This window comes from Clostridium sp. D5 (genome assembly GCF_000190355.1).
GTDB lineage: Bacteria > Bacillota > Clostridia > Lachnospirales > Lachnospiraceae > Faecalicatena > Faecalicatena fissicatena_A.
This window is the reverse complement of sequence record NZ_GL870816.1, coordinates 12,155-30,499: the sequence shown is the minus strand read 5'-3', so window position 1 is coordinate 30,499 and position 18,345 is coordinate 12,155. Positions and strand designations below refer to the sequence as shown.

General features: G+C 44.3%; 18 protein-coding genes. 5 read left to right on the top strand and 13 right to left on the bottom strand.

Features of this window, described 5'->3' with window-relative positions; translation table 11 throughout:
• Positions 1 to 8: 8 nt before the first annotated feature.
• From HMPREF0240_RS16580 to HMPREF0240_RS16545, 8 genes are all read right to left on the bottom strand, one after another.
• On the bottom strand, positions 9 to 938 hold the full coding sequence (locus tag HMPREF0240_RS16580; RefSeq protein ID WP_035313892.1) for a hypothetical protein: 930 nt from the start codon (positions 936 to 938) through the stop codon (positions 9 to 11).
• Positions 939 to 1,170: 232 nt separating this feature from the next.
• Positions 1,171 to 1,383 carry a pro-sigmaK processing inhibitor BofA family protein gene (locus tag HMPREF0240_RS16575; RefSeq protein WP_009004566.1) on the bottom strand — a complete coding sequence of 71 codons (213 nt, stop codon included), beginning with the start codon at positions 1,381 to 1,383 and terminating at the stop codon, positions 1,171 to 1,173.
• A gap of 417 nt (positions 1,384 to 1,800) precedes the next feature.
• Complete coding sequence (locus HMPREF0240_RS16570) at positions 1,801 to 2,295, bottom strand: dCMP deaminase family protein (protein ID WP_347462628.1); 495 nt, start codon at positions 2,293 to 2,295, stop codon at positions 1,801 to 1,803.
• Between the two features lie 24 nt (positions 2,296 to 2,319).
• The gene (gene upp, locus HMPREF0240_RS16565; protein ID WP_009004564.1) at positions 2,320 to 2,949 is read right to left on the bottom strand and encodes a uracil phosphoribosyltransferase; all 630 of its coding nucleotides are present in this window, start codon (positions 2,947 to 2,949) and stop codon (positions 2,320 to 2,322) included.
• Positions 2,949 to 4,475, bottom strand: coding sequence for an L-threonylcarbamoyladenylate synthase (locus tag HMPREF0240_RS16560; RefSeq protein ID WP_035313969.1), 1,527 nt, complete (start codon positions 4,473 to 4,475; stop codon positions 2,949 to 2,951). The genes upp and HMPREF0240_RS16560 overlap by 1 nt, the downstream gene beginning before the upstream one ends.
• A gap of 63 nt (positions 4,476 to 4,538) precedes the next feature.
• The gene (locus HMPREF0240_RS16555) at positions 4,539 to 5,237 is read right to left on the bottom strand and encodes an N-acetylmuramoyl-L-alanine amidase (protein WP_035313967.1); all 699 of its coding nucleotides are present in this window, start codon (positions 5,235 to 5,237) and stop codon (positions 4,539 to 4,541) included.
• A gap of 171 nt (positions 5,238 to 5,408) precedes the next feature.
• Positions 5,409 to 7,349: a glycosyl hydrolase family 18 protein gene (locus HMPREF0240_RS16550; RefSeq protein ID WP_009004561.1), complete on the bottom strand. Its 1,941-nt coding sequence runs from the start codon at positions 7,347 to 7,349 to the stop codon at positions 5,409 to 5,411.
• Between the two features lie 140 nt (positions 7,350 to 7,489).
• A complete protein-coding gene (locus HMPREF0240_RS16545) occupies positions 7,490 to 7,717 on the bottom strand; it encodes a hypothetical protein (protein WP_009004560.1) in 228 nt (75 codons plus the stop codon).
• A gap of 636 nt (positions 7,718 to 8,353) precedes the next feature.
• Here HMPREF0240_RS16545 and HMPREF0240_RS16540 point away from each other — a divergent pair.
• A complete protein-coding gene (locus HMPREF0240_RS16540) occupies positions 8,354 to 9,076 on the top strand; it encodes an adaptor protein MecA (RefSeq protein WP_009004558.1) in 723 nt (240 codons plus the stop codon).
• A 77-nt stretch (positions 9,077 to 9,153) separates the two neighbouring features.
• Here HMPREF0240_RS16540 and HMPREF0240_RS16535 read toward each other — a convergent pair whose 3' ends face one another.
• Together HMPREF0240_RS16535 and HMPREF0240_RS16530 are read right to left on the bottom strand one after the other, a co-directional pair.
• Entirely contained in the window at positions 9,154 to 9,363 is a 210-nt protein-coding gene (locus HMPREF0240_RS16535) for a DUF1858 domain-containing protein (RefSeq protein ID WP_009004557.1), read from the bottom strand.
• A 542-nt stretch (positions 9,364 to 9,905) separates the two neighbouring features.
• Positions 9,906 to 10,991, bottom strand: a complete 1,086-nt coding sequence (locus tag HMPREF0240_RS16530) for an SH3 domain-containing protein (protein ID WP_009004556.1) — start codon at positions 10,989 to 10,991, stop codon at positions 9,906 to 9,908.
• A gap of 401 nt (positions 10,992 to 11,392) precedes the next feature.
• Between HMPREF0240_RS16530 and HMPREF0240_RS16525 the strand changes: the two genes are divergently transcribed.
• The 4 genes from HMPREF0240_RS16525 to HMPREF0240_RS16510 all read left to right on the top strand — a co-directional run bounded on the left by HMPREF0240_RS16525 (position 11,393) and on the right by HMPREF0240_RS16510 (position 14,762).
• Positions 11,393 to 11,788, top strand: a complete 396-nt coding sequence (locus HMPREF0240_RS16525; RefSeq protein WP_009004555.1) for a transcriptional repressor — start codon at positions 11,393 to 11,395, stop codon at positions 11,786 to 11,788.
• A 153-nt stretch (positions 11,789 to 11,941) separates the two neighbouring features.
• Positions 11,942 to 12,484 carry an NADH peroxidase gene (locus tag HMPREF0240_RS16520; protein WP_009004554.1) on the top strand — a complete coding sequence of 181 codons (543 nt, stop codon included), beginning with the start codon at positions 11,942 to 11,944 and terminating at the stop codon, positions 12,482 to 12,484.
• 239 nt (positions 12,485 to 12,723) lie between these two features.
• Complete coding sequence (gene rbr / locus HMPREF0240_RS16515) at positions 12,724 to 13,260, top strand: rubrerythrin (RefSeq protein ID WP_009004553.1); 537 nt, start codon at positions 12,724 to 12,726, stop codon at positions 13,258 to 13,260.
• A gap of 299 nt (positions 13,261 to 13,559) precedes the next feature.
• Positions 13,560 to 14,762: a uroporphyrinogen decarboxylase family protein gene (locus HMPREF0240_RS16510; RefSeq protein ID WP_009004552.1), complete on the top strand. Its 1,203-nt coding sequence runs from the start codon at positions 13,560 to 13,562 to the stop codon at positions 14,760 to 14,762.
• 101 nt (positions 14,763 to 14,863) lie between these two features.
• On the opposite strand, the gene HMPREF0240_RS16505 is transcribed toward HMPREF0240_RS16510, so the two are convergent.
• The 3 genes from HMPREF0240_RS16505 to HMPREF0240_RS16495 all read right to left on the bottom strand — a co-directional run bounded on the left by HMPREF0240_RS16505 (position 14,864) and on the right by HMPREF0240_RS16495 (position 17,934).
• On the bottom strand, positions 14,864 to 16,003 hold the full coding sequence (locus HMPREF0240_RS16505; RefSeq protein WP_009004551.1) for a sugar diacid recognition domain-containing protein: 1,140 nt from the start codon (positions 16,001 to 16,003) through the stop codon (positions 14,864 to 14,866).
• A gap of 204 nt (positions 16,004 to 16,207) precedes the next feature.
• Positions 16,208 to 17,533, bottom strand: a complete 1,326-nt coding sequence (locus tag HMPREF0240_RS16500; protein ID WP_035313889.1) for a GntP family permease — start codon at positions 17,531 to 17,533, stop codon at positions 16,208 to 16,210.
• 131 nt (positions 17,534 to 17,664) lie between these two features.
• A complete protein-coding gene (locus HMPREF0240_RS16495; protein WP_009004549.1) occupies positions 17,665 to 17,934 on the bottom strand; it encodes a GIY-YIG nuclease family protein in 270 nt (89 codons plus the stop codon).
• Positions 17,935 to 18,345: the final 411 nt, after the last annotated feature.

Below are 18,345 nucleotides of genomic sequence, written 5' to 3'. Positions count from 1 at the left end.
CAACTGCTCTATACGCCTTCACCCGCCTTCCCTTTGACCCGCTTCTTCACTGTATGTTCCAGCACGTCCTCAAAGCCGGTCCTGCGCAGATTCTCCGTATACTGTGCCAGCTTCGCTGCTGAGGCCGGATCGTCCGCATAAAGGGTATAAACAGTCTGGCATTCCCTCAGAATCCGGTACAGACCGCTAACCCCTTCTCCCAGGTCCAGAATCACGGATTTATAAATAGAATTTTCAAAAATCGCTTCAAACAGCCTGAGCCACTCCGACTCCTCGACCGCCCTCATATCCTGCATCACCGGCATCGGAGAGATATAGTCCAGTGCCCCTGCCCGGCCTGCCATGGCGCTTATTCTTAACCCAATGTTCCCATTGTCCTGCCTGACATAATATAAAAGATCCGTAAGATTATGCTCTGTATTATCCGGAAAATAAAAGCTTCCCCCCGAATAATCCTCCAGGTTCAGATACAGAACCGGTGCCTCCCTTGCCAGTTCCTTCCCCAGTTCCAGCGCAAACTTTGTCTTTCCGATCCGATGGACGGGAGAGTAAACCCCAATCAGCTGTCCTTTGCCCATGCCCTTGAATCTTCCCGGAATTGCTTCCCCCTCCACGACTTCTTCCAAAATACTGTTCAGGATCATATCAGAGGATTGATACTTAAAGATGCCCTTTTCCTCCGGCAGAAGTTCACTGTCTCCTGCTTTGATCAATACATAACGCTTCTCCGCGTTAATCTGCTGCCGCTGTTCGGGCGGGTATTCTTCCCCAAGCAGCAGGATGTGGACCTGTTTCTGCTGTGAAAATGCCTCAAGATGCTCTGTATCCTGAAAAAGGTGCATCTGAAACCCCAGCTCCCTGTGAGAACCAATGGCCTTCATAAGGTTCTTCGCATACTCCTGCTCCGCATCCCAAATCACAAAATTCTTTGGATGCAACTTGTCCCTCCTTTTCAATTATAAAAAAATGCCTGAAAATATTGCTGCGAATCTGCAGCATGATTCTTACATGATGGTTAGTTCATTACCCCAACCCTAGATACATCCGGTACACAGATCCGGTACCTGAATGATAACAGCAGCTCGAACAACTGCTGGTGAATCGTATTATAAACACAGATTTCTAAATTGTCCATACCTCTATCAAAATAAAATATTTTTTGTGAAATACTTACAAATTTTGGTAAAACAAAATCCCATAAAGCAGGCAGACCCCAGGAATCCCAAGGCTTCCGGTTGTCAAAAAGGAAACTGCATTCAGCCCCACATTCAAAGCATTATCCCCCGGAAGCAGATACTGATTAATAAAATAAATCAGCCCCATGCCCAAAATAGCACGGATCACAAAATTCACAACCATATTCCCCCATTTATTACCTTCCATACTCACACATCCTCCGGATCAGCATATATGATATCCTATTCAAATCCGTGACAAAATATTCCCCTGAATTCCCCTCCAACTTACACCTCATACCATCTCTCCTCCCGATTAGAGTCCCCCAGCGAGGCGGAAGCCTTTGCGTGCCTCCCACGGGATGCGCAGGCCGTTTTATTATGCATAGAGCGCGCTTAACGACAGTTAAGAGGAAAAGAGCAGAATTGCAGGACTGGATACTGATCTCCGAATCAGTTTCCAAGGAAGCCTGAGCTGCCTAAGTATCAGCTTAGGCAGTGAATGCTTCCGGTGTCCTGCAATTCTGCTCTTTTTCTCTTTACTGTTGTTTAGCAAGCGGACCGTATAATAAAACGGCCTGCGCATCCCGTGGGAGGCACGCAAAGGCTTCCGCCGGGCGCCCCCCTACAGCGTAATCCGCACCTCCCGGCTGGTTCTGTGGTACTGGTGGTACCGCACGCCCGCTGCATCCATCATCCGTTTGGAAGCCAGCACCGCAGGAGTATCGGCATATTTATCACAGTCATAGATTACTTCTTTTATTCCCGACTGTATGATCGCTTTTGCACACTCATTGCACGGAAACAGAGAGACATACAGCTTGGCCCCTGCCAGGCTCCCGCCATTGTAGTTCAGGATAGCATTCAATTCACTGTGAGTGGAGTATACATACTTCGTCTCCAAAGGGTCATCCCCTTCTCTTGCCCACGGAAATTCATCGTCTGAACACCCGATCGGAAATCCGTTATATCCCATGGACAATATCTTATTATCAGGGCTGACGATGCAGCACCCCACCTGTGTGTTAGGATCCTTTGAGCGCATGCCCGAAAGCATTGCCACTCCCATAAAGTATTCATCCCAGGAAAGATAATCCTTTCTTTTATCTGGCATGTCCATCCGCTCCTTTCGCTCTTATCGCTGTTATTTGGTTCCGAAAATACGGTCCCCAGCATCTCCCAGACCAGGTACAATATATTTATGCTCGTTCAGGTGTTCATCCAGAGCACCGATGTAAAGATCCACATCCGGGTGTTCCTTCTGCATTCTTGCCACGCCTTCCGGAGCTGCTATAATACACATAAAACGAATTCTTTTCACGCCTTTGTCCTTCAGCATCTGAATCGCAGCCGTACTGGAACCGCCTGTTGCCAGCATGGGGTCCACAACAAAGACCTCCCTCTCATCACAGTCTGCAGGAAGTTTGCAGTAATATTCCACCGGTTCAAATGTCTCCGGGTCACGGTAGAGGCCGATATGCCCCACTTTTGCAGCAGGTATCAGGGAAAGCATCCCGTCCACCATTCCCAGGCCTGCACGCAGAATCGGCACTACAGCCAGCTTCTTACCGGTCAGTTCCTTCCCGGTAGTCTCACAGATCGGTGTTTTAATCTTAACGTCCTGAAGCTTCAGATCCCGCGTTGCTTCATAGCACATAAGACCGGCAATTTCTCCGACGACCTCCCGGAATTCTTTTGTCCCCACCTCTTCGTTTCGAATATAGCTGATTTTGTGCTGAATCAATGGATGATCCATAATGTGTACTTCTGACATCATTCTCCTCCTTTAGTAAGTGCATTAAGTTTATTTGTTAATTTTTTTATTAACATCGAAATTATTTCATAACATTCTCCGTATGCAGTCAATGGCTGTCCATACGGATTTGGTATCTCTGTACTGTCCTCAGTGAACTCATTTAGAGTATACACATTTTTTATGTTCTCATACTCAGAAACGACTTTCCATTTCTGGCTTTCGTCCATTGTCAGAACCAGAGTGTCCTCCTGCAGATCCTGCTCTGATAACGGGATGGAAGAATGTCCTTCCAGGGTCATCTGCCCGCTCTTCATAATTGCCTCAGCCTTCTGATTGGCAGGCTCAGGAAAAAGCACAACAAGACCGCGTGAGTCTATGTTATACTCCTGCTCTAGATCCTGGCTCCTCAGCAGCTCTGCTGCCATGGGCCCTCTGCTGGTGTCGGTATTGCTTAAAAATATAATGCGCCTGTATTGCTGCTGCCTGGCGATTGCACCCGCGGGAAGCAGCACATGTCCGGCCGCTTTTTCCAGACGGTTCATGATCGCCTTGCCGATTCCCTGCGCAGCAAAAGACTCACTGAATATCTCGGCAACGTCTTCCTCATCAAATTCCCGGAGTACCGCATAAAGGTTTCTGGCGATTGTCTTCTCATTATCGCGGGATCCAATATTTTTTATCAGGCCATAGGTATAAAAAGGCATCGTCTCATTTGTAGCAATAATTCCTGCTTTCCGCCCTTGGCGGTGTGCTTCATATGCCAGCTGCCGGATCGCAAACACTTCCTCTCTCAGAGTGCCCTCCACGATCATCAGCCTGGCCTTCGGCGCATAATGGCGGTACTTCATACCCGGGGCCTTGGGTGCCTGTGTACTCTCACTTCCAAGTATGGTCTCATCCACACTGACCGTACCGATCACTTCTTCCAGCATATCTGCTGTAATGGCCCCCGGACGCAGAATCATGGGCGGTGTGACCGTCATATCCAGAATGGTAGATTCCAGGCCGATATCCACGCTTCCTCCGTCCAGGATCATATCGATCTTTCCGTCCAGATCCTCCGCCACATGCTGTGCCGTTGTAGGGCTGGGACGGCCGGACGTGTTCGCACTGGGCGCTGACACGTAGCCTCCTGCAGCAAGGATCAGTTCCCTTGCTATCAGGTCGCTAGGCATGCGGACAGCAACCGTCCCCAGTCCGCCTGTCGTACCAAGAGGTACAATATCGCTTTTTTCAAAGATCATAGTCAGAGGACCCGGCCAGAAATGAAATGCCAGCTCCTCTGTCTCAGGCGGCACATTCTCCGTAATCTCATCAAGTGCCTGCAAATCTGCAATATGCACGATCAGAGGATTGTCTGACGGGCGCCCTTTGGCTGCATAAGTTTTTTTTGCTGCCTCCTCATCCAGTGCATTTGCTCCCAGCCCATAGACCGTCTCTGTTGGAAATGCAACAAGTCCGCCATTTTTCAGAACTTCCCCTGCTTCCAGTATCACTTCTTTGTCTATCTGATTCTTATCCACTTTTTTAATTATAGTTTTCATAGGCTCCATTATACCATTAATCAACCTAAAAAAAAACTCTCTTTCACAAAATTAGATGCCGCTCTATTCGAGACATTTCAAAATGCCCGCGCAGACCGCCTCAGCCAGTGCATCCTGGTACTCCTCGTTAACCAGTTTTTCTGCTTCCTCGTAATTGCTCAGAAAACCGCATTCCACAATAATGACGGGAACCTCTGTCTTTTTCAGCATATAATATGTATCGTTTGCCTTTGCCTGCCTGGTATTGTCCGGATCAGCGGCCAGAAGGGCCTCCTGCATGATGCCCGCTGCCTTCTCTCCTCCTTTGGAATGCGTATAGTAAAATACCTGGGCACCATGTATGCTTTCTCCTCCGTAGCTATTCTGGTGTATGCTTACCGCCAGAACCGGCTTTTCCCTGTTAATAATCGCTACCCGCTCTTTCATATCCTCTGCTTTTGAATTTGCAATCCCATTCTCATCTTCGCGGGTCATAATAACCTTGACTCCCTGCTTTTCCATGAGGGATTTCACCTTATTTGCAATAGCCAGGTTCACATCCTTTTCCAGCGCTTTGTTCACACCTACTTTACCAGGATCCGAACCTCCATGTCCGGCATCTATGACAATCACCGGCTTTTCTCCCTGCTTTGCCTCTGCCGCTGTCTCTTTGGTGTCGCTTCCCACATAATTTTTGTACAGGTATTCTCCGGCCTTCTGGCTTCCTATCACTGCGCACACAAGCAGAATCAGAAGCCCCAGTATTCCTATTTTACGGCGCAAAAAAACATCCCCTTTCTCATATACTATTCCTATGTATATGCAGAAAAAGGATGTTTCTTTCATATTTCTGTAGTATGCACCAGAGCGTGTTTGAAAATTGCTTGTTGCAAGATGTCGTTCCAGATTGCTGGGTATTAACTGGCTATGAAACTGCTCTTATTTTTTGATGCGCTAGTTTACATATTGAAGGATCAGATCCCAGATCCCTGAATTTTCCAAGCCAAGCCGCCACTCAGCTACTCCGGCCAGATTATTGCTCTTAATCAGCTTCAGCTTCTCTTCGATGGACTGGCTGTCCTCAAGCCATATCTTATAAGTCCCGTTATCGGTATCCCACTGGGCATAATTCTGCTTCGTCTTGTCATCCCATTCAGCCTGTACTCCGGCTGTCTGTAACGTCTCATTCGCCTCGTCCATACCCATGGCCGTACTGGATACTTTATTTGGATATTCTGCCGCCTCTGTGCCTGCTTCCTCCTCCAGTTCCGCTGTTGTCTTAGGAGTCTCCAGCCACAGCCTTGTGTAGAATGGAATTGCATTCACAAGCTTGGTATTCGGAACGATCTTCAGTGCATTCTCGATTCCGTCCTTCACATAATTATAAGATGCCACCGAACCTGCTTCATAGGAGCCCTCTGTATGCTCATCATATCCCATAATAATAACGTAATCTGCTACAATTGCCTGTTCTGCCAGATTGTAGTGCTCATTGTACGGCATTGGGACATAATTATCCACGGAAAATACCAGGCCGTTCTGTCTGCACTTTACAGACAACTCGCGTACAAACTGTATATAATGCTCTCCGCATTCCTCGGAAATCAGCTCAAAATCCAGATTGATGCCGTCAATTCCTGACTGCAGCGCGGCTGCTATTACCTGGTTGATCAGGTTCGCTCTCTTAGAGGTGTAACTTAAAACCGCGTAGGTTTCATCGTAGGAGCTGATACCACCATGAAAATCTCTTAACACAGCCCATACGTCAATATTGGACTGGTGTGCATAATTCACATACTCGGAATTGGCAAGCGATGATATATTACCGTCTGTGTCAGTAATGTTGAACCATGTCGGTGCAATCGTTGTCAGTCCCTTTGTATTGGCAATTGTCTCAAGAACATAGCCATTGGCCGTGTCATTCTCTACATTGTGCCATGCCATATTAATCGTGTATCCTGTGGAAATATTCGTATAATCCGGCTCCTGGAAATCCCTGGACTTCGTCTCTTTTGTAATCTTCTTCAGTGAACTTGTCTTAACATAACCGATCACTCCGTCACTGGTACGGACTTTCATCCAGTCATTCTCGTCTTCCAGTATCCTGACTTTCTCTGACTTCTTCACTTCTGCCAGGATCGGGCTTTTTACACCGCCCTGGTATCTGACCTGAGTATCTCTCTTCAGCTCTGACACGCTCTGCTCGCCCCAGCTGCAGTCTATCACAGCCTTGTCCGGATCTTTATATACTTTATATTCCATATTGGTATACTGCTGTATAAATGCGAGTGCAATATAGGCAGTCTTACCTTCTGTCTTCAGAATTACATAGTCTTCGCTCTTCTTTTCCTGAACATCGGTATACTCTTTGCTGCCGACATTTACAGATACGCTGCCGCCCGGAAGGGTATAGAGCAGGATATTCTCATTAGAATCCCAGTAAAACCTCTCGTTGATATAATTACGTACTACGGAATATTCCACATAGGGAATACCATCGTACAGCTTTCCACCCGCAGGGCTGCTCTCCCCGGTCCCGGTATCACGGGCACCCATGATCTGGTCATCTACTACCACCGCTAGATCATCGTTATTCTGTATCCCATAATATTGTTTCAAATCGGCCTTCTCTTTTGATGAGCCGTATTTTTTCCAGAATACGAATCCGCCTAATGCTATAATAACCAGAACAATCATAAGGATCATCCTTATGATGAGATTACGTCTTCTTCTCCTTGCCCGGCTGCTCTTTCTCCTTGGTCCCTGGCCGCCTGGCCCGGTACTTACTGGTCTTGAACTCCCCGGTCTCTGGTCACTGCTGGCTGGGCGTCTTCTCTGTGCATTTTGCTGGCTGCGCCTTCGGGCATACTCAGCTCTTTTTTCTCTTTCGTCCATGCCGCACCTCCTATTAGACCTTATTATACCATATTTTTTTCATACGTCATTAGTAATTCGTCTTTTTAGAAAATTTTTAGACGTATGCCCGGGCACATTCTGCAGCACCGGGTGTCCGGCAGAATGAGGGGATTCTCTGCCTAATTGTTGCCATTAATATTTACAAAAGCGAGTGATTCTATGTATCCTTTCGGATCCAAAACGTAATCCCGCATATAGCACCCTTCTTCGCGGATCATATGCGCTGTCACAATCTGCAGCGGGCTGACCTGGCAGCCATTCATAAGCATGCTCACACCGTGCTTTTCATAATTTTCCAGCTCCGTGTACAGATCCCTGTATAAATGAGCTGTATCACCAATTTCCATGGTTCACTCCTTTCCCTGCGGATTCGGATAAATATAATTCACTGCCTGCTTATTCCATATGCCGAAGGCATCGTGACGTACCGCCGGACTTTCGCAGTAGGGAAGATAGTACGAACCCACAGTTCCCTCCTCTTTTTGTATCTCTGATAAGTTCGTCCCCGAATGGGACATGTGACTTTCCTGAAATATATTCCGGCATCCTTCTGTGATGCTTTAAAAGGCATCATCTGAAACGGATCCGGAAGTACATTTAGATAGGATTTCCTTTATGACTAAAAAAAAGTCCCAATAAATTGTATTCCTCCTTTCGTATAAACATATATTTATCCTGGAATACTATCTTCTGTATCTGCCATTATAAAGAGCACATGTTTCTATTTCAATGTGTTTATTGTTTATAAGCCGTCCACATTTGTTGATAACGCCGGAACATACCGATTATGCGTGCCTGAGATGCGCTTGAGACCTGTCTGAGACCATCACTTTATTGGCTCCGATGCCGTGCAGCGGAGTGCATGGTACTAAAGTAGTATAAACTCTTTATAGTTTTTCTTTACATATTTTTTGATTTTGTTTATACTAATAGTGAGAAGATAGATTTTTTTTTAAAATTCCAATTCGTAAGGATGTGATTATATGAAAATCGAAAAACTGAATGACAATCAGATTCGCTGTACCCTGACACACGCCGATCTGGCGGCAAGGCATCTCAAACTGAGTGAGCTGGCCTACGGCACGGAAAAAGCTAAGTCTTTGTTCAGAGACATGATGCAGCAGGCCTCTTTCGACTTTGGCTTTGAAGCAGAAGACATCCCTTTGATGATAGAAGCTATACCTGCTTCTGCGGACTCTATCGTTTTGATCATTACAAAGGTAGAGGACCCGGAGGAATTAGATACGAGATTTTCCAAGTTCACGCCACTTGGCGAAGCCGATGCAGCTAACACAGCAGAGGCTCTGGAAAAACTGGAAGGGGCGGAAGAATTTCTGAATCTGCTGAACAAGGTAAAAGAAGCTGCATCCGACACCGGCAATGCCGACACCGAACCGGATGCACCTGCACTCTTCAATGTACGCCTGTTTTCATTCGACAGTATGGACCGGGTAATTCAGGTTGCCCATCTTCTTGAGCCTGTATACCACGGTTCTAATACACTTTACCATGACACGGAGAATTCATTATATATACTTGCTCTGACTCAGTCCGACCACTCGAATAATGAATTCAACAAGATATGCAACATGCTTTCCGAGTATGGTACCATCGAAAAGGCTTCCGGCGCTACACTCGCATTTCTGGAAGAACACTGCGATATTATGGTATCCGCAGATGCAGTACAGAATCTGGCAGCTATCTGATTACACAAAAAAACCCCCGCAGGACCGTAAGGAACTGCGGGGGTTTTTATGCGGGCTTGTCCGCATATAGACGTATATTACATGTTTGCTGCTTTAATCGAAGCGTTAATCTTTTCTACAAGCAGATCTGAATCAATGCCGTGAACCATAGCAGCTTCTTCCAGGGATTCCATCTGTGCTGACGGGCAGCCGAGGCAATGCATTCCTATCTCCATTAAAATAGGCGCTGCATCAGGGTAAACCTGTAATAATTCACCAATAGTGGTACTTTTAGAAATCTGTCCCATTTCTATTTCCTCCTTTATTATTCAGTGCTTTTTATTATAATCCCTATTTTTTAAATAATCAACCGTCTAATATATAAATTCCTTATAAAAATCCGGCACACTTCATAGTTATTTTCTGAATTGTTCGCACAATTATTTTCAATTTTTGACTTCTCAAAAGTCAATAATTTTACCGATTTTTTTCGACAAAAAATCAAATTCATCATAACTTAACAAAACGTTCGTTCTTTTTTTTAGAAAAGTAATTCACCAAAAACACATGTTTTTATGTGGATAATGTGTATAACTTTTATAAAAACTAGATTTTTCCACGTTTTTTCGAGTTTAGAGTGTGGATAAGTTGAAAACTACCTTTCCCAAAGTTTCGACACGATTTTACATTTTTGTGCATTTTGTATATGCCATCCTTTTCACATTTCCCTCAAAATTCGTGTTTTTTTGATATCTGATGCCAAAATGTCTAACAAAAAACTACACTTCAAATTCCGGCGTTTTTGAAGTGTAGTTTTTTTATCAAAATCCTTATAATTATAATACTCTTATTACATTACTCTTCGTATTGTAACGATCGGTGTATAGGTGGCGCTGCAGATTCCAATGCCGTCTGCCTCATTCATCGCATTAACGATGTTGCCGTCTCCCATATATAATCCCACATGACCGTCATATAATACAATATCTCCCGGTATTGCCTGCTCATAACTTACAGGTGTCCCTACTGATTCCATATCCCATGTCGTACGCGGAAGGCTGATCCCAAAATGTGCGTATACCGATTGCACGAACCCTGAGCAGTCAGCTCCGTCTGTCAGACTCGTGCCCCCCCATACGTAGGGGTTCCCGATAAACTGGCAGGCATAATCAATCACTGCCTGTCCACTTGATGACTGCACCTTCATCGCAGCCGCCTCCTGGACTTCCTGCTTCTTTGCGGCCTCTTCTGCGGCCACGCGCTCGGTTTCTTCTGCTTTAGACTCGGCATAGGTAAACTGTTTCTCGACATTTACATAATCGCCGCATACCCAGCCTGTAGTACCGTTAACCTGAACCGGATACCAGCCATTTACGGCTGCACCGGTCACCTCATACTGCTGACCTGACAGAATCCTTGTCAGGATGTTGGAATCGGTACTCTGGCCGTCTCTTACATTCAGCACATCTGCTGTTACCGTTGCATTATGCTGTTCGTAATTTCCTGCATTCTTCTCGGCTTCCTTGCCTGTATACAGGCTGTCTGCAGGCACGTAACCTTCTACGGAACCGGACCGTATCTTTGTCCAGTCTCCATTATATTCAAGCACCTCGGCCGATGAATCGCTGTACAGCTTACCGACCCAGTCGCTTGTTTCGTCCGGGGCATTTCTAATGTAAGCATAATCACTCACATTAGAAAATGCCATATTCAAATACTCACCCTCGTTATTTTGTACCAAATACAGATCAACGTTATTTTTGACCTCTGACTGGTAACATTCTTTTACTGCCGATTCGATTCCTGCAACCGGGATGACCGGCGTATTCTCAGTAGAATTATCTGCCGCCCTTACCGTGATTGCACTCCCCGGAACCATAATCGCTCCTGCTAAAGCAGAAAGAATCAATTTCTGCTTCATACGTATTGCTTTCATATAAAACCTCCTTGTAAGTGTTTTTATCTTTTGTAGGAAGTTCTAAATGTTACACAATTGTTAAATTTGTTACGATCCTATTATAGCAACCCCTTATCATTGTGTCAACCGTTTTGCGTTATTTTCATTTTACATACTTCGACATAAGTCCTAAAATTCCACTTTTTTACAATATAGTTTCTCTATATTTGTTAATTATTTTGTAACATTTTATCAACTCTATTCCTTCTATTTTAATGTTTAAGAGAATTTTTATGTTACAGGAAATCATTTCTATACGCCGACAAAAAACTTTTTTAGTTTTTTTATGTAAAACTGTTGACTTTTTTTGGAAAATGTATTATATTCTAATCACAGTAACAATTACTATTATTGATTTATACATTGAAAGGAGGTCTACATTGGCAGCTTTGAAATATAGTCGGCAACGTGAATCCATCAAGAAGTATCTGATGATGACGAAGGACCATCCCACTGCCGATACGGTTTACCTGCATGTAAGGGAGGAATTTCCCAACATCAGCCTTGGTACCGTATACAGGAATCTGAATCTGCTGACTGATATTGGCGAAGCAATCAAGATTCCAACGCCAGACGGCGGCGACAGATTTGATGGTAATGTCATGCCGCACAATCACTTTTTCTGCACTAACTGCAGAAGGGTACTGGATCTGGACCTGGATATGAAGAATATTGAAGAGGTCAATAAGGCTGCTGCCGAGAACTTTGACGGAATCATAGAATCCAGCACTACGGTTTTTTACGGCAAATGTGGTGACTGCATCCAGAAGTCGTAATCGGGGACACAGAAAGTTCACCAAAAAGACACACGTGATTAATATAGGAAGTATATTCTGCTTCCTATATTAAAAATAAATTACCGGCAGGCATAAAGCCTCCGGAAGCAACTATAATTATAAAATAATAAAAAAGAAAAGGAGATTTTAATTATGAAAAAATTTGTATGTACAGTATGTGGTTATGTTCACGAGGGAGATGCTGCACCGGCAGAATGTCCAATCTGTAAAGCACCGGCAGAGAAATTCAAAGAGCAGACAGGCGGAAGAGAATGGGCTGCAGAGCACGTTGTAGGCGTAGCTCAGGGCGTAAGCGAAGACATCATCGCTGATTTAAGAGCTAACTTCGAAGGAGAATGCTCAGAAGTAGGTATGTACCTTGCAATGGCAAGAGTTGCTCATAGAGAAGGATATCCGGAGATCGGACTGTACTGGGAAAAAGCTGCTTATGAAGAAGCAGAGCACGCTTCCAAGTTTGCTGAGTTATTAGGCGAAGTTGTAACAGACAGCACTAAGAAGAACCTGGAGATGAGAGTTGACGCAGAGAACGGCGCTACAGCTGGTAAGTTTGACCTTGCAAAGCGTGCGAAAGCGGCTAACCTGGATGCAATCCACGACACAGTTCACGAGATGGCAAGAGACGAAGCTCGCCACGGAAAAGCATTCGAAGGCCTGTTAAAGAGATACTTTGGCTAATCACATACCCGTTAGATTTACATTTTACTCCAACATTCATTCATAAAGCACCCATTTATACCGCCGGGACGGTCATCCCCGCGGTAAAGCGTAAATGCCTGCAAAGGAACTACCTCTCCTCTGCAGGTAATTTACTCTTACCGGGGTGGAATATTTAACCATTTTTTATTTTAATTTCATTGAATCAAAAAAACCGCATGTTATAATATAGATATCAAAGAAAACAAGGAGGATTTACTATGTCAAAGTACGCAGGAACAAAAACAGAGCAGAACCTTATGGAAGCATTTTCAGGTGAGTCACAGGCACGCAACAAGTATACATACTATGCATCTGCTGCAAGAAAAGCAGGCTATGTACAGATGTCCAACATTTTCTTGGAGACCGCCGACCAGGAAAAAGAACACGCAAAGATGTGGTTCAAAGAATTCCACGGAATCGGTGATGTAGAAGCTAACCTGGAAGACGCTGCAGCAGGCGAGAACTTCGAGTGGACAGACATGTATGCCCGTATGGCAAAAGAAGCTGAAGAAGAAGGATTTACAGAACTGGCTTCCAAATTCAGAGGCGTAGCGGAAGTAGAAGCTGCTCACGAAAAACGTTACCAGAGACTTCTCGACCATTTCCGTGCAGGACAGACCTTCAAAGACGAGGCTCCTCTTGGCTGGAAATGTGGAAACTGCGGATATATCTACCAGGGCGATGAAGCTCCGGAAGTCTGCCCGGTATGTGCTCACCCACGTGCATACTTCGAAAGAAAAGCTGAGAATTACTAAAATATTACAACTGTTTTACTTCTAACATAAAAAAAGGTGCAATTGGATAAATCTATGATCCGGCTGCACCTTTTATTGTATCCCCCCTCTCGTTATGATCATTTGAGAAGAAGTATTCCCAGGAAAAAACGGATAACTGTATTCCCTGTTAACACTATGGTGTCTTAGGATTTCAATGACTAAATTCAGTTTTACAGCACTATTTTCTCCTCCTTTTTTGTCTTTCTGCCACAATGTCATTTTGTACTCCCCCTGTTATACTAAAATTGTTCATAAAGATATGTTAGGAGGATAACAAAATGACTGTAAAAGAAAGAATTCTGGCCACTCTGCGCGGTGAGCCCACTGATTCCCTGCCGTTTGTCCCGCGTCTGGATAACTGGTTCTATGCTCACGAAGAAACAAACACATTGCCTGATGAATATAAGCACGCTAATCTCCGGGAATTTGCAGATGACCTGGGTGTTGGATTTCATTCTATTGTACCCAACTTTAAAGGCTGGCGCAAAGGCGGCGTCAAAGACCTGCATGTAGGCCTGGGGATTTATGACCTTGAACTTTCTCCCTGGATTGTTAAGTTACACAATGTAGGAATTACTCAGGAACGGAAAGACAACGGGGAATTGACCGTCACTTACGATACTCCCAGAGGCATCATCCGTACAAAAGTTGTCTATACCAACGAGATGCTCCGGGAAGGTATTACCTTATACGCTCATAAAGAACATGCCCTGAAAGAAATTGAAGATTATGATGCGCTGGCTTATATTTTTGAGAATGCAGAAGTTATCCCCAATTATGAAGCATTTTCCCAATACCAGAGGGAATATGTAGGAGATCGCGGCGTGGCAGTGGCACTCGCTGCAATGTGGGCCTCCGCCGGGCACTATTTGATCAAAGAGCTTATGGGGTTTGAAGACTTCTATCTGGCCAGATTTGATGATAAGGAGGCTATGGATAACCTCGTAGCACGCATCACCCCATTCTGCGACAAATTGTTCGACGCAGCCATCAACAGCCCCGCTGAGGTTGTCCTGTCAGGCGCCAACTATGATTTTAATTTTACAACGCCGGATCTGATCGAAGATTATGTGGTTCCATCCCTAAAGAAGCAAAGTGACAAGGCACACACGCTTGGAAAATTTGTTGCAACGCACACCGATGGAGAGAATACGATGCTTCTCGACAAATATGTCCGCGCCGGGTTTGATATTGCGGATTCAATCTGCCCCAAACCGCTGACCAATATCTCCCTGCAGGAAACGCGAGATGTATTTCAGGATAAAATCACAATCTGGGGCGGAGTCCCGTCTACTGCGCTTTTGACAGCCAATACAACCGACCGTGAATTCTATGAGATCGTTGATGAAACCCTTAAGGCTATTGGGAAGGGCGACCATATGATTATGTCCGTTGCGGATACGCTTCCTCCTGCAGCAGATTTTGGACGTCTTCTCTATCTTAAAAAGAAATTTGAAGATTTCGGTCCTGTCACTCCATAAAAAAAGCATCTGCAGAATTCTTTTATTACGGGGAATTCCAGCTGACTTTCTATATTATATAAAACAACGGAGGTCCTGTCCCGGGCCTCCGCAATTTTTTCCTAAAAACCATTTCTTTTTCTCCTGAAATACTCACACATATACTTTAAAAATTCTCTTTCGTTAGATTTCTGCAATGGATTTATAGAGAAAATAGCCTTAAGTTTATTTAACCGGAACACAAGTGTATTCTTGTGAATAAATAATTCTTTGCTGCTGTCAACCAGATTATAATTATTCCGCTCGAGAGCATCTACAAGCTCCGTAAAATCATCCTGGTTTTTCTCATCCAGCAGTTCTTCAAATACATGGTATATCTGATGAAGCTCCATAAACGGCACAAGTGAACGCAGGTATTCACCGGCATAATCATAGAAATAAACACCTCTGCTTTTTGCCCTTACATTCTCCCTGAGCCAGCAGCACTGCTGATATGCCTTTCTGTATTCTTCCAGCTCATTCTGGAAGGTTCCTATATAAAAGTGGCATTCAATATCACGATCCAGCAAAAAGGCCAGAAAGTTACCCAGATATTCCCCTATCACATACTTATATGTCCCCTGAAGAATTTTGCTCCTGTCAAAGCATTTAAATATGATAATCTGCTTTTCCCTTGTTACTGCAGAGATATCTTCATAAGAATGCAGGCTTCCCTCTTTTATTTTCCTCAAAAGCTCTGATGTATCCACTTTCCCGTCTGTTGTAATCAGTATGGGGATTCTGACTGCAGTTTCTGAATACCCAAGCTGTGAGGCATAGTATTTCAGGGAATATAAGTCTGTATCTTCTCCATAAAGGATTAAGTTCAGAAACTGATCCTTCAAATTTTTCCGGTGCTGTATATCTTCTTTATATAATTCATATTCCAGCATGGTCTCCACCGACATTTTCATAATCTTCAGTATCGGTGCAACCTCGTCAGGATTTCCTGTCATTCCAATAACACCAATCTTCTTATGGTGATAAAAAACAGCCATGTTGATGCCATATTTAACTCCCAGATAATTATGCTCTTCATGCTCCGTAATAATTATATCCTCATCTCCGGTTATGATTTTATATGCAATTTCATGAAATCCTCCAATCCGTTCTTTGTCCTTGCTGGCAATAATAATTCCCCTTTCGTTCATAATATTTACGTTGTATTCTGTAAATTCAGAAATCTTGTCTATAAACCTTTCAGCAAGTATTTTATCTAACATATCGTCTCTCCCTCACATAAAGATCAATTATTTTCATCTGTTCTCTTACGAATTTTACTTCTGTACCTGCCATCCGAACCATGGACAGATACGTTTCTTTATTTCTTTTGTATGCATAAAAGCACGTTCCTGCAGGACTCTATGCCAAATATCTGCAGAAACGCACTCATGATCTATGTATTTTATATCTATTTAAATTTTCGTTTATACCACACCCAAACCGCCGAGGAATACCATAACAAATGAGGTGAGCAGCGGTATGATAACCGTAACCATAAACATATCAAAGTAAATCTGTTTATACCCGTATCCGGACAGATCCAGCAGTACCAGCACACCGCCATTATGCGGGAGGCTGTCAAATGCAGCGGATGACACTGCCGCAACACGATGGAAGGTCTGCAGCGAGATTCCCGTTGTCTGAGACAAATCAATGAATTTACTGCTCATTGCATCCATGGCGATAGTCAGTCCCCCGGATGATGACCCTGTCGCTGCAGTTATCACATAAATAGCAATTGCCTCTGCTATCAATGGATTGCTTATATTCACAGAGAAAATAGCGTCTGTAAGAGCTGCAAAAGCAGGAACTGCTTTGATTACCGCGCCAAAACCAACGATTGCACTTGTATTTAATGTCGGGATAATAGAATTCGTAGCACCATCGTTCAGCGTTTTCAATGGGCGGAGATATTTTAGATTCAAAAGAATCCCTACAATATTTCCAAGAAGCAGTGCCGGTATAATCATATTAGCCTTTACAAAATCACCAACCGGTAAAAGCGCCGGCAATACATTATAGCTGACAAGTACAGTTAAAAGCGGTATCAATGAAATAAGAGGATGCGGTAAATTCTCCGCATTTTCGGAAGGCAGTTCCTTTCCCGGCTGCTCATCAAAAAATAACCCTTTCTTTTCATAACGCTTTTTAGCATGTCCCAGCCACAGCATAGATAACCCGAACATCATAATTGCTGCGATAATTCCGAGTACAGGGGCTGCCATCGCCGTTGTCCCAAAATAGTTCGTCGGAATAATATTCTGGATTGCCGGTGAACCGGGAAGTGCCACCATGGTAAATGTAAAGGTCCCGGCCTGTATTGTCGCCGGTATCAGACGTCTTGAAATATTCGCCTCTCTGAATATTGCCAGTGCAAGCGGATAGAGTGCAAAAGAAGCAACAAACATAGAGACTCCGCCATAAGTCAGGACTGCCCCTGCCAGCACGATAGAGAGCAAAGCCTTTCCCTTTCCAAGCTTCCCGACGATAAAAAGTGCAATCGACTTTGAAGCTCCCGAATCTTCCATGACCTTTCCGAAGATTGCCCCCAGCATAAACATTGGCAGATATGTTTTTGCGAATCCAACCATACCTTCCATATAGGTGGTCATATACGCCTGAAAGAAATCAACCCCACTCAAAATTGCAACAAGTATGGAACATATCGGTGTTGCAATATAAATGGAAACTCCCCTGAACACTAAAAAAATAAGTAGAATCAACCCTAAAAAAATAATTGCTATCTCCATGATCTTCCTCCTGATATTTGTTACCCCTATTATATCAAGGAGAGCCGCAGACGTTCTTGTACCAAGAATACAAACAATAGTTTCTTTTTTAGATTCAAATACTAAAAATCAGCCTCAATACTTTTATGTAACTATTTCGTTTCATTTCTGTATACGACGCCCCCTTCACCCAGCAAGTCCATCTTCTTTCCCCGCGGCAGCCGCTTAATAGCATACTCCCGCCGCATAGCCTCTTCCTTCGTCTCAAAAGCCTCAAAATAAGCCAGTTCCACAGGCCTGCGGGCCCGGGTATACTTAGCCCCCTTCCCCGCATTATGATCACTCACCCGCTTCTCCAGATCATTCGTCCACCCCGTATACAAACTCCCGTCCCTGCACCTCAAAATATATGTATAATTCATCCGTCCAACACACCTTTCCACACCCATCACTATACCACATATCCACACCGGTATCAAAAAAATTCCCCCTCTCTGTGGATAACTACACTAAAAATTATCCCTATCAAAAACTCCTGTTAAATATTGTCGATAACTTCCCCAACTTGTCCCCTCCACATACCCAGTCGCCATCCGCCGCTCCCGTCTCCCCGCAGGATGCACATAGCCTGAGAGGCGCATGGAGCAGCCAGCCGCGGGGAAGACATATGTGGGTTTCCTGCGCATCCAGCGTGTGATTAGAAACACTTACAGTAAAACAGGAGAATCTTATGGCCAAATTTTGATTTACAAAATCAAAATTTGAGGCGGCTGAGCTGAGAAAGCATCAAGCTTTCTCAGTGAATCCGCCTGTAGCCATAAGATTCTCCTGTT

What these genes read in the sequence shown, in the direction of transcription:
- rbr (WP_009004553.1), top strand. Translation starts at nt 12,724, where the DNA reads ATGTCAAAGTACGCAGGAACAAAAACAGAGCAGAACCTTATGGAAGCA.
- HMPREF0240_RS16535 (WP_009004557.1), bottom strand. Translation starts at nt 9,363, where the DNA reads ATGGGACAGATTTCTAAAAGTACCACTATTGGTGAATTATTACAGGTT.
- upp (WP_009004564.1), bottom strand. Translation starts at nt 2,949, where the DNA reads ATGTCAGAAGTACACATTATGGATCATCCATTGATTCAGCACAAAATC.
- HMPREF0240_RS16530 (WP_009004556.1), bottom strand. Translation starts at nt 10,991, where the DNA reads ATGAAAGCAATACGTATGAAGCAGAAATTGATTCTTTCTGCTTTAGCA.
- HMPREF0240_RS16500 (WP_035313889.1), bottom strand. Translation starts at nt 17,533, where the DNA reads ATGGAGATAGCAATTATTTTTTTAGGGTTGATTCTACTTATTTTTTTA.
- HMPREF0240_RS16560 (WP_035313969.1), bottom strand. Translation starts at nt 4,475, where the DNA reads ATGAAAACTATAATTAAAAAAGTGGATAAGAATCAGATAGACAAAGAA.
- HMPREF0240_RS16510 (WP_009004552.1), top strand. Translation starts at nt 13,560, where the DNA reads ATGACTGTAAAAGAAAGAATTCTGGCCACTCTGCGCGGTGAGCCCACT.
- HMPREF0240_RS16570 (WP_347462628.1), bottom strand. Translation starts at nt 2,295, where the DNA reads ATGGACATGCCAGATAAAAGAAAGGATTATCTTTCCTGGGATGAATAC.
- HMPREF0240_RS16545 (WP_009004560.1), bottom strand. Translation starts at nt 7,717, where the DNA reads ATGGAAATTGGTGATACAGCTCATTTATACAGGGATCTGTACACGGAG.
- HMPREF0240_RS16495 (WP_009004549.1), bottom strand. Translation starts at nt 17,934, where the DNA reads ATGAATTATACATATATTTTGAGGTGCAGGGACGGGAGTTTGTATACG.
- HMPREF0240_RS16575 (WP_009004566.1), bottom strand. Translation starts at nt 1,383, where the DNA reads ATGGAAGGTAATAAATGGGGGAATATGGTTGTGAATTTTGTGATCCGT.
- HMPREF0240_RS16550 (WP_009004561.1), bottom strand. Translation starts at nt 7,349, where the DNA reads ATGGACGAAAGAGAAAAAAGAGCTGAGTATGCCCGAAGGCGCAGCCAG.
- HMPREF0240_RS16505 (WP_009004551.1), bottom strand. Translation starts at nt 16,003, where the DNA reads ATGTTAGATAAAATACTTGCTGAAAGGTTTATAGACAAGATTTCTGAA.
- HMPREF0240_RS16540 (WP_009004558.1), top strand. Translation starts at nt 8,354, where the DNA reads ATGAAAATCGAAAAACTGAATGACAATCAGATTCGCTGTACCCTGACA.
- HMPREF0240_RS16520 (WP_009004554.1), top strand. Translation starts at nt 11,942, where the DNA reads ATGAAAAAATTTGTATGTACAGTATGTGGTTATGTTCACGAGGGAGAT.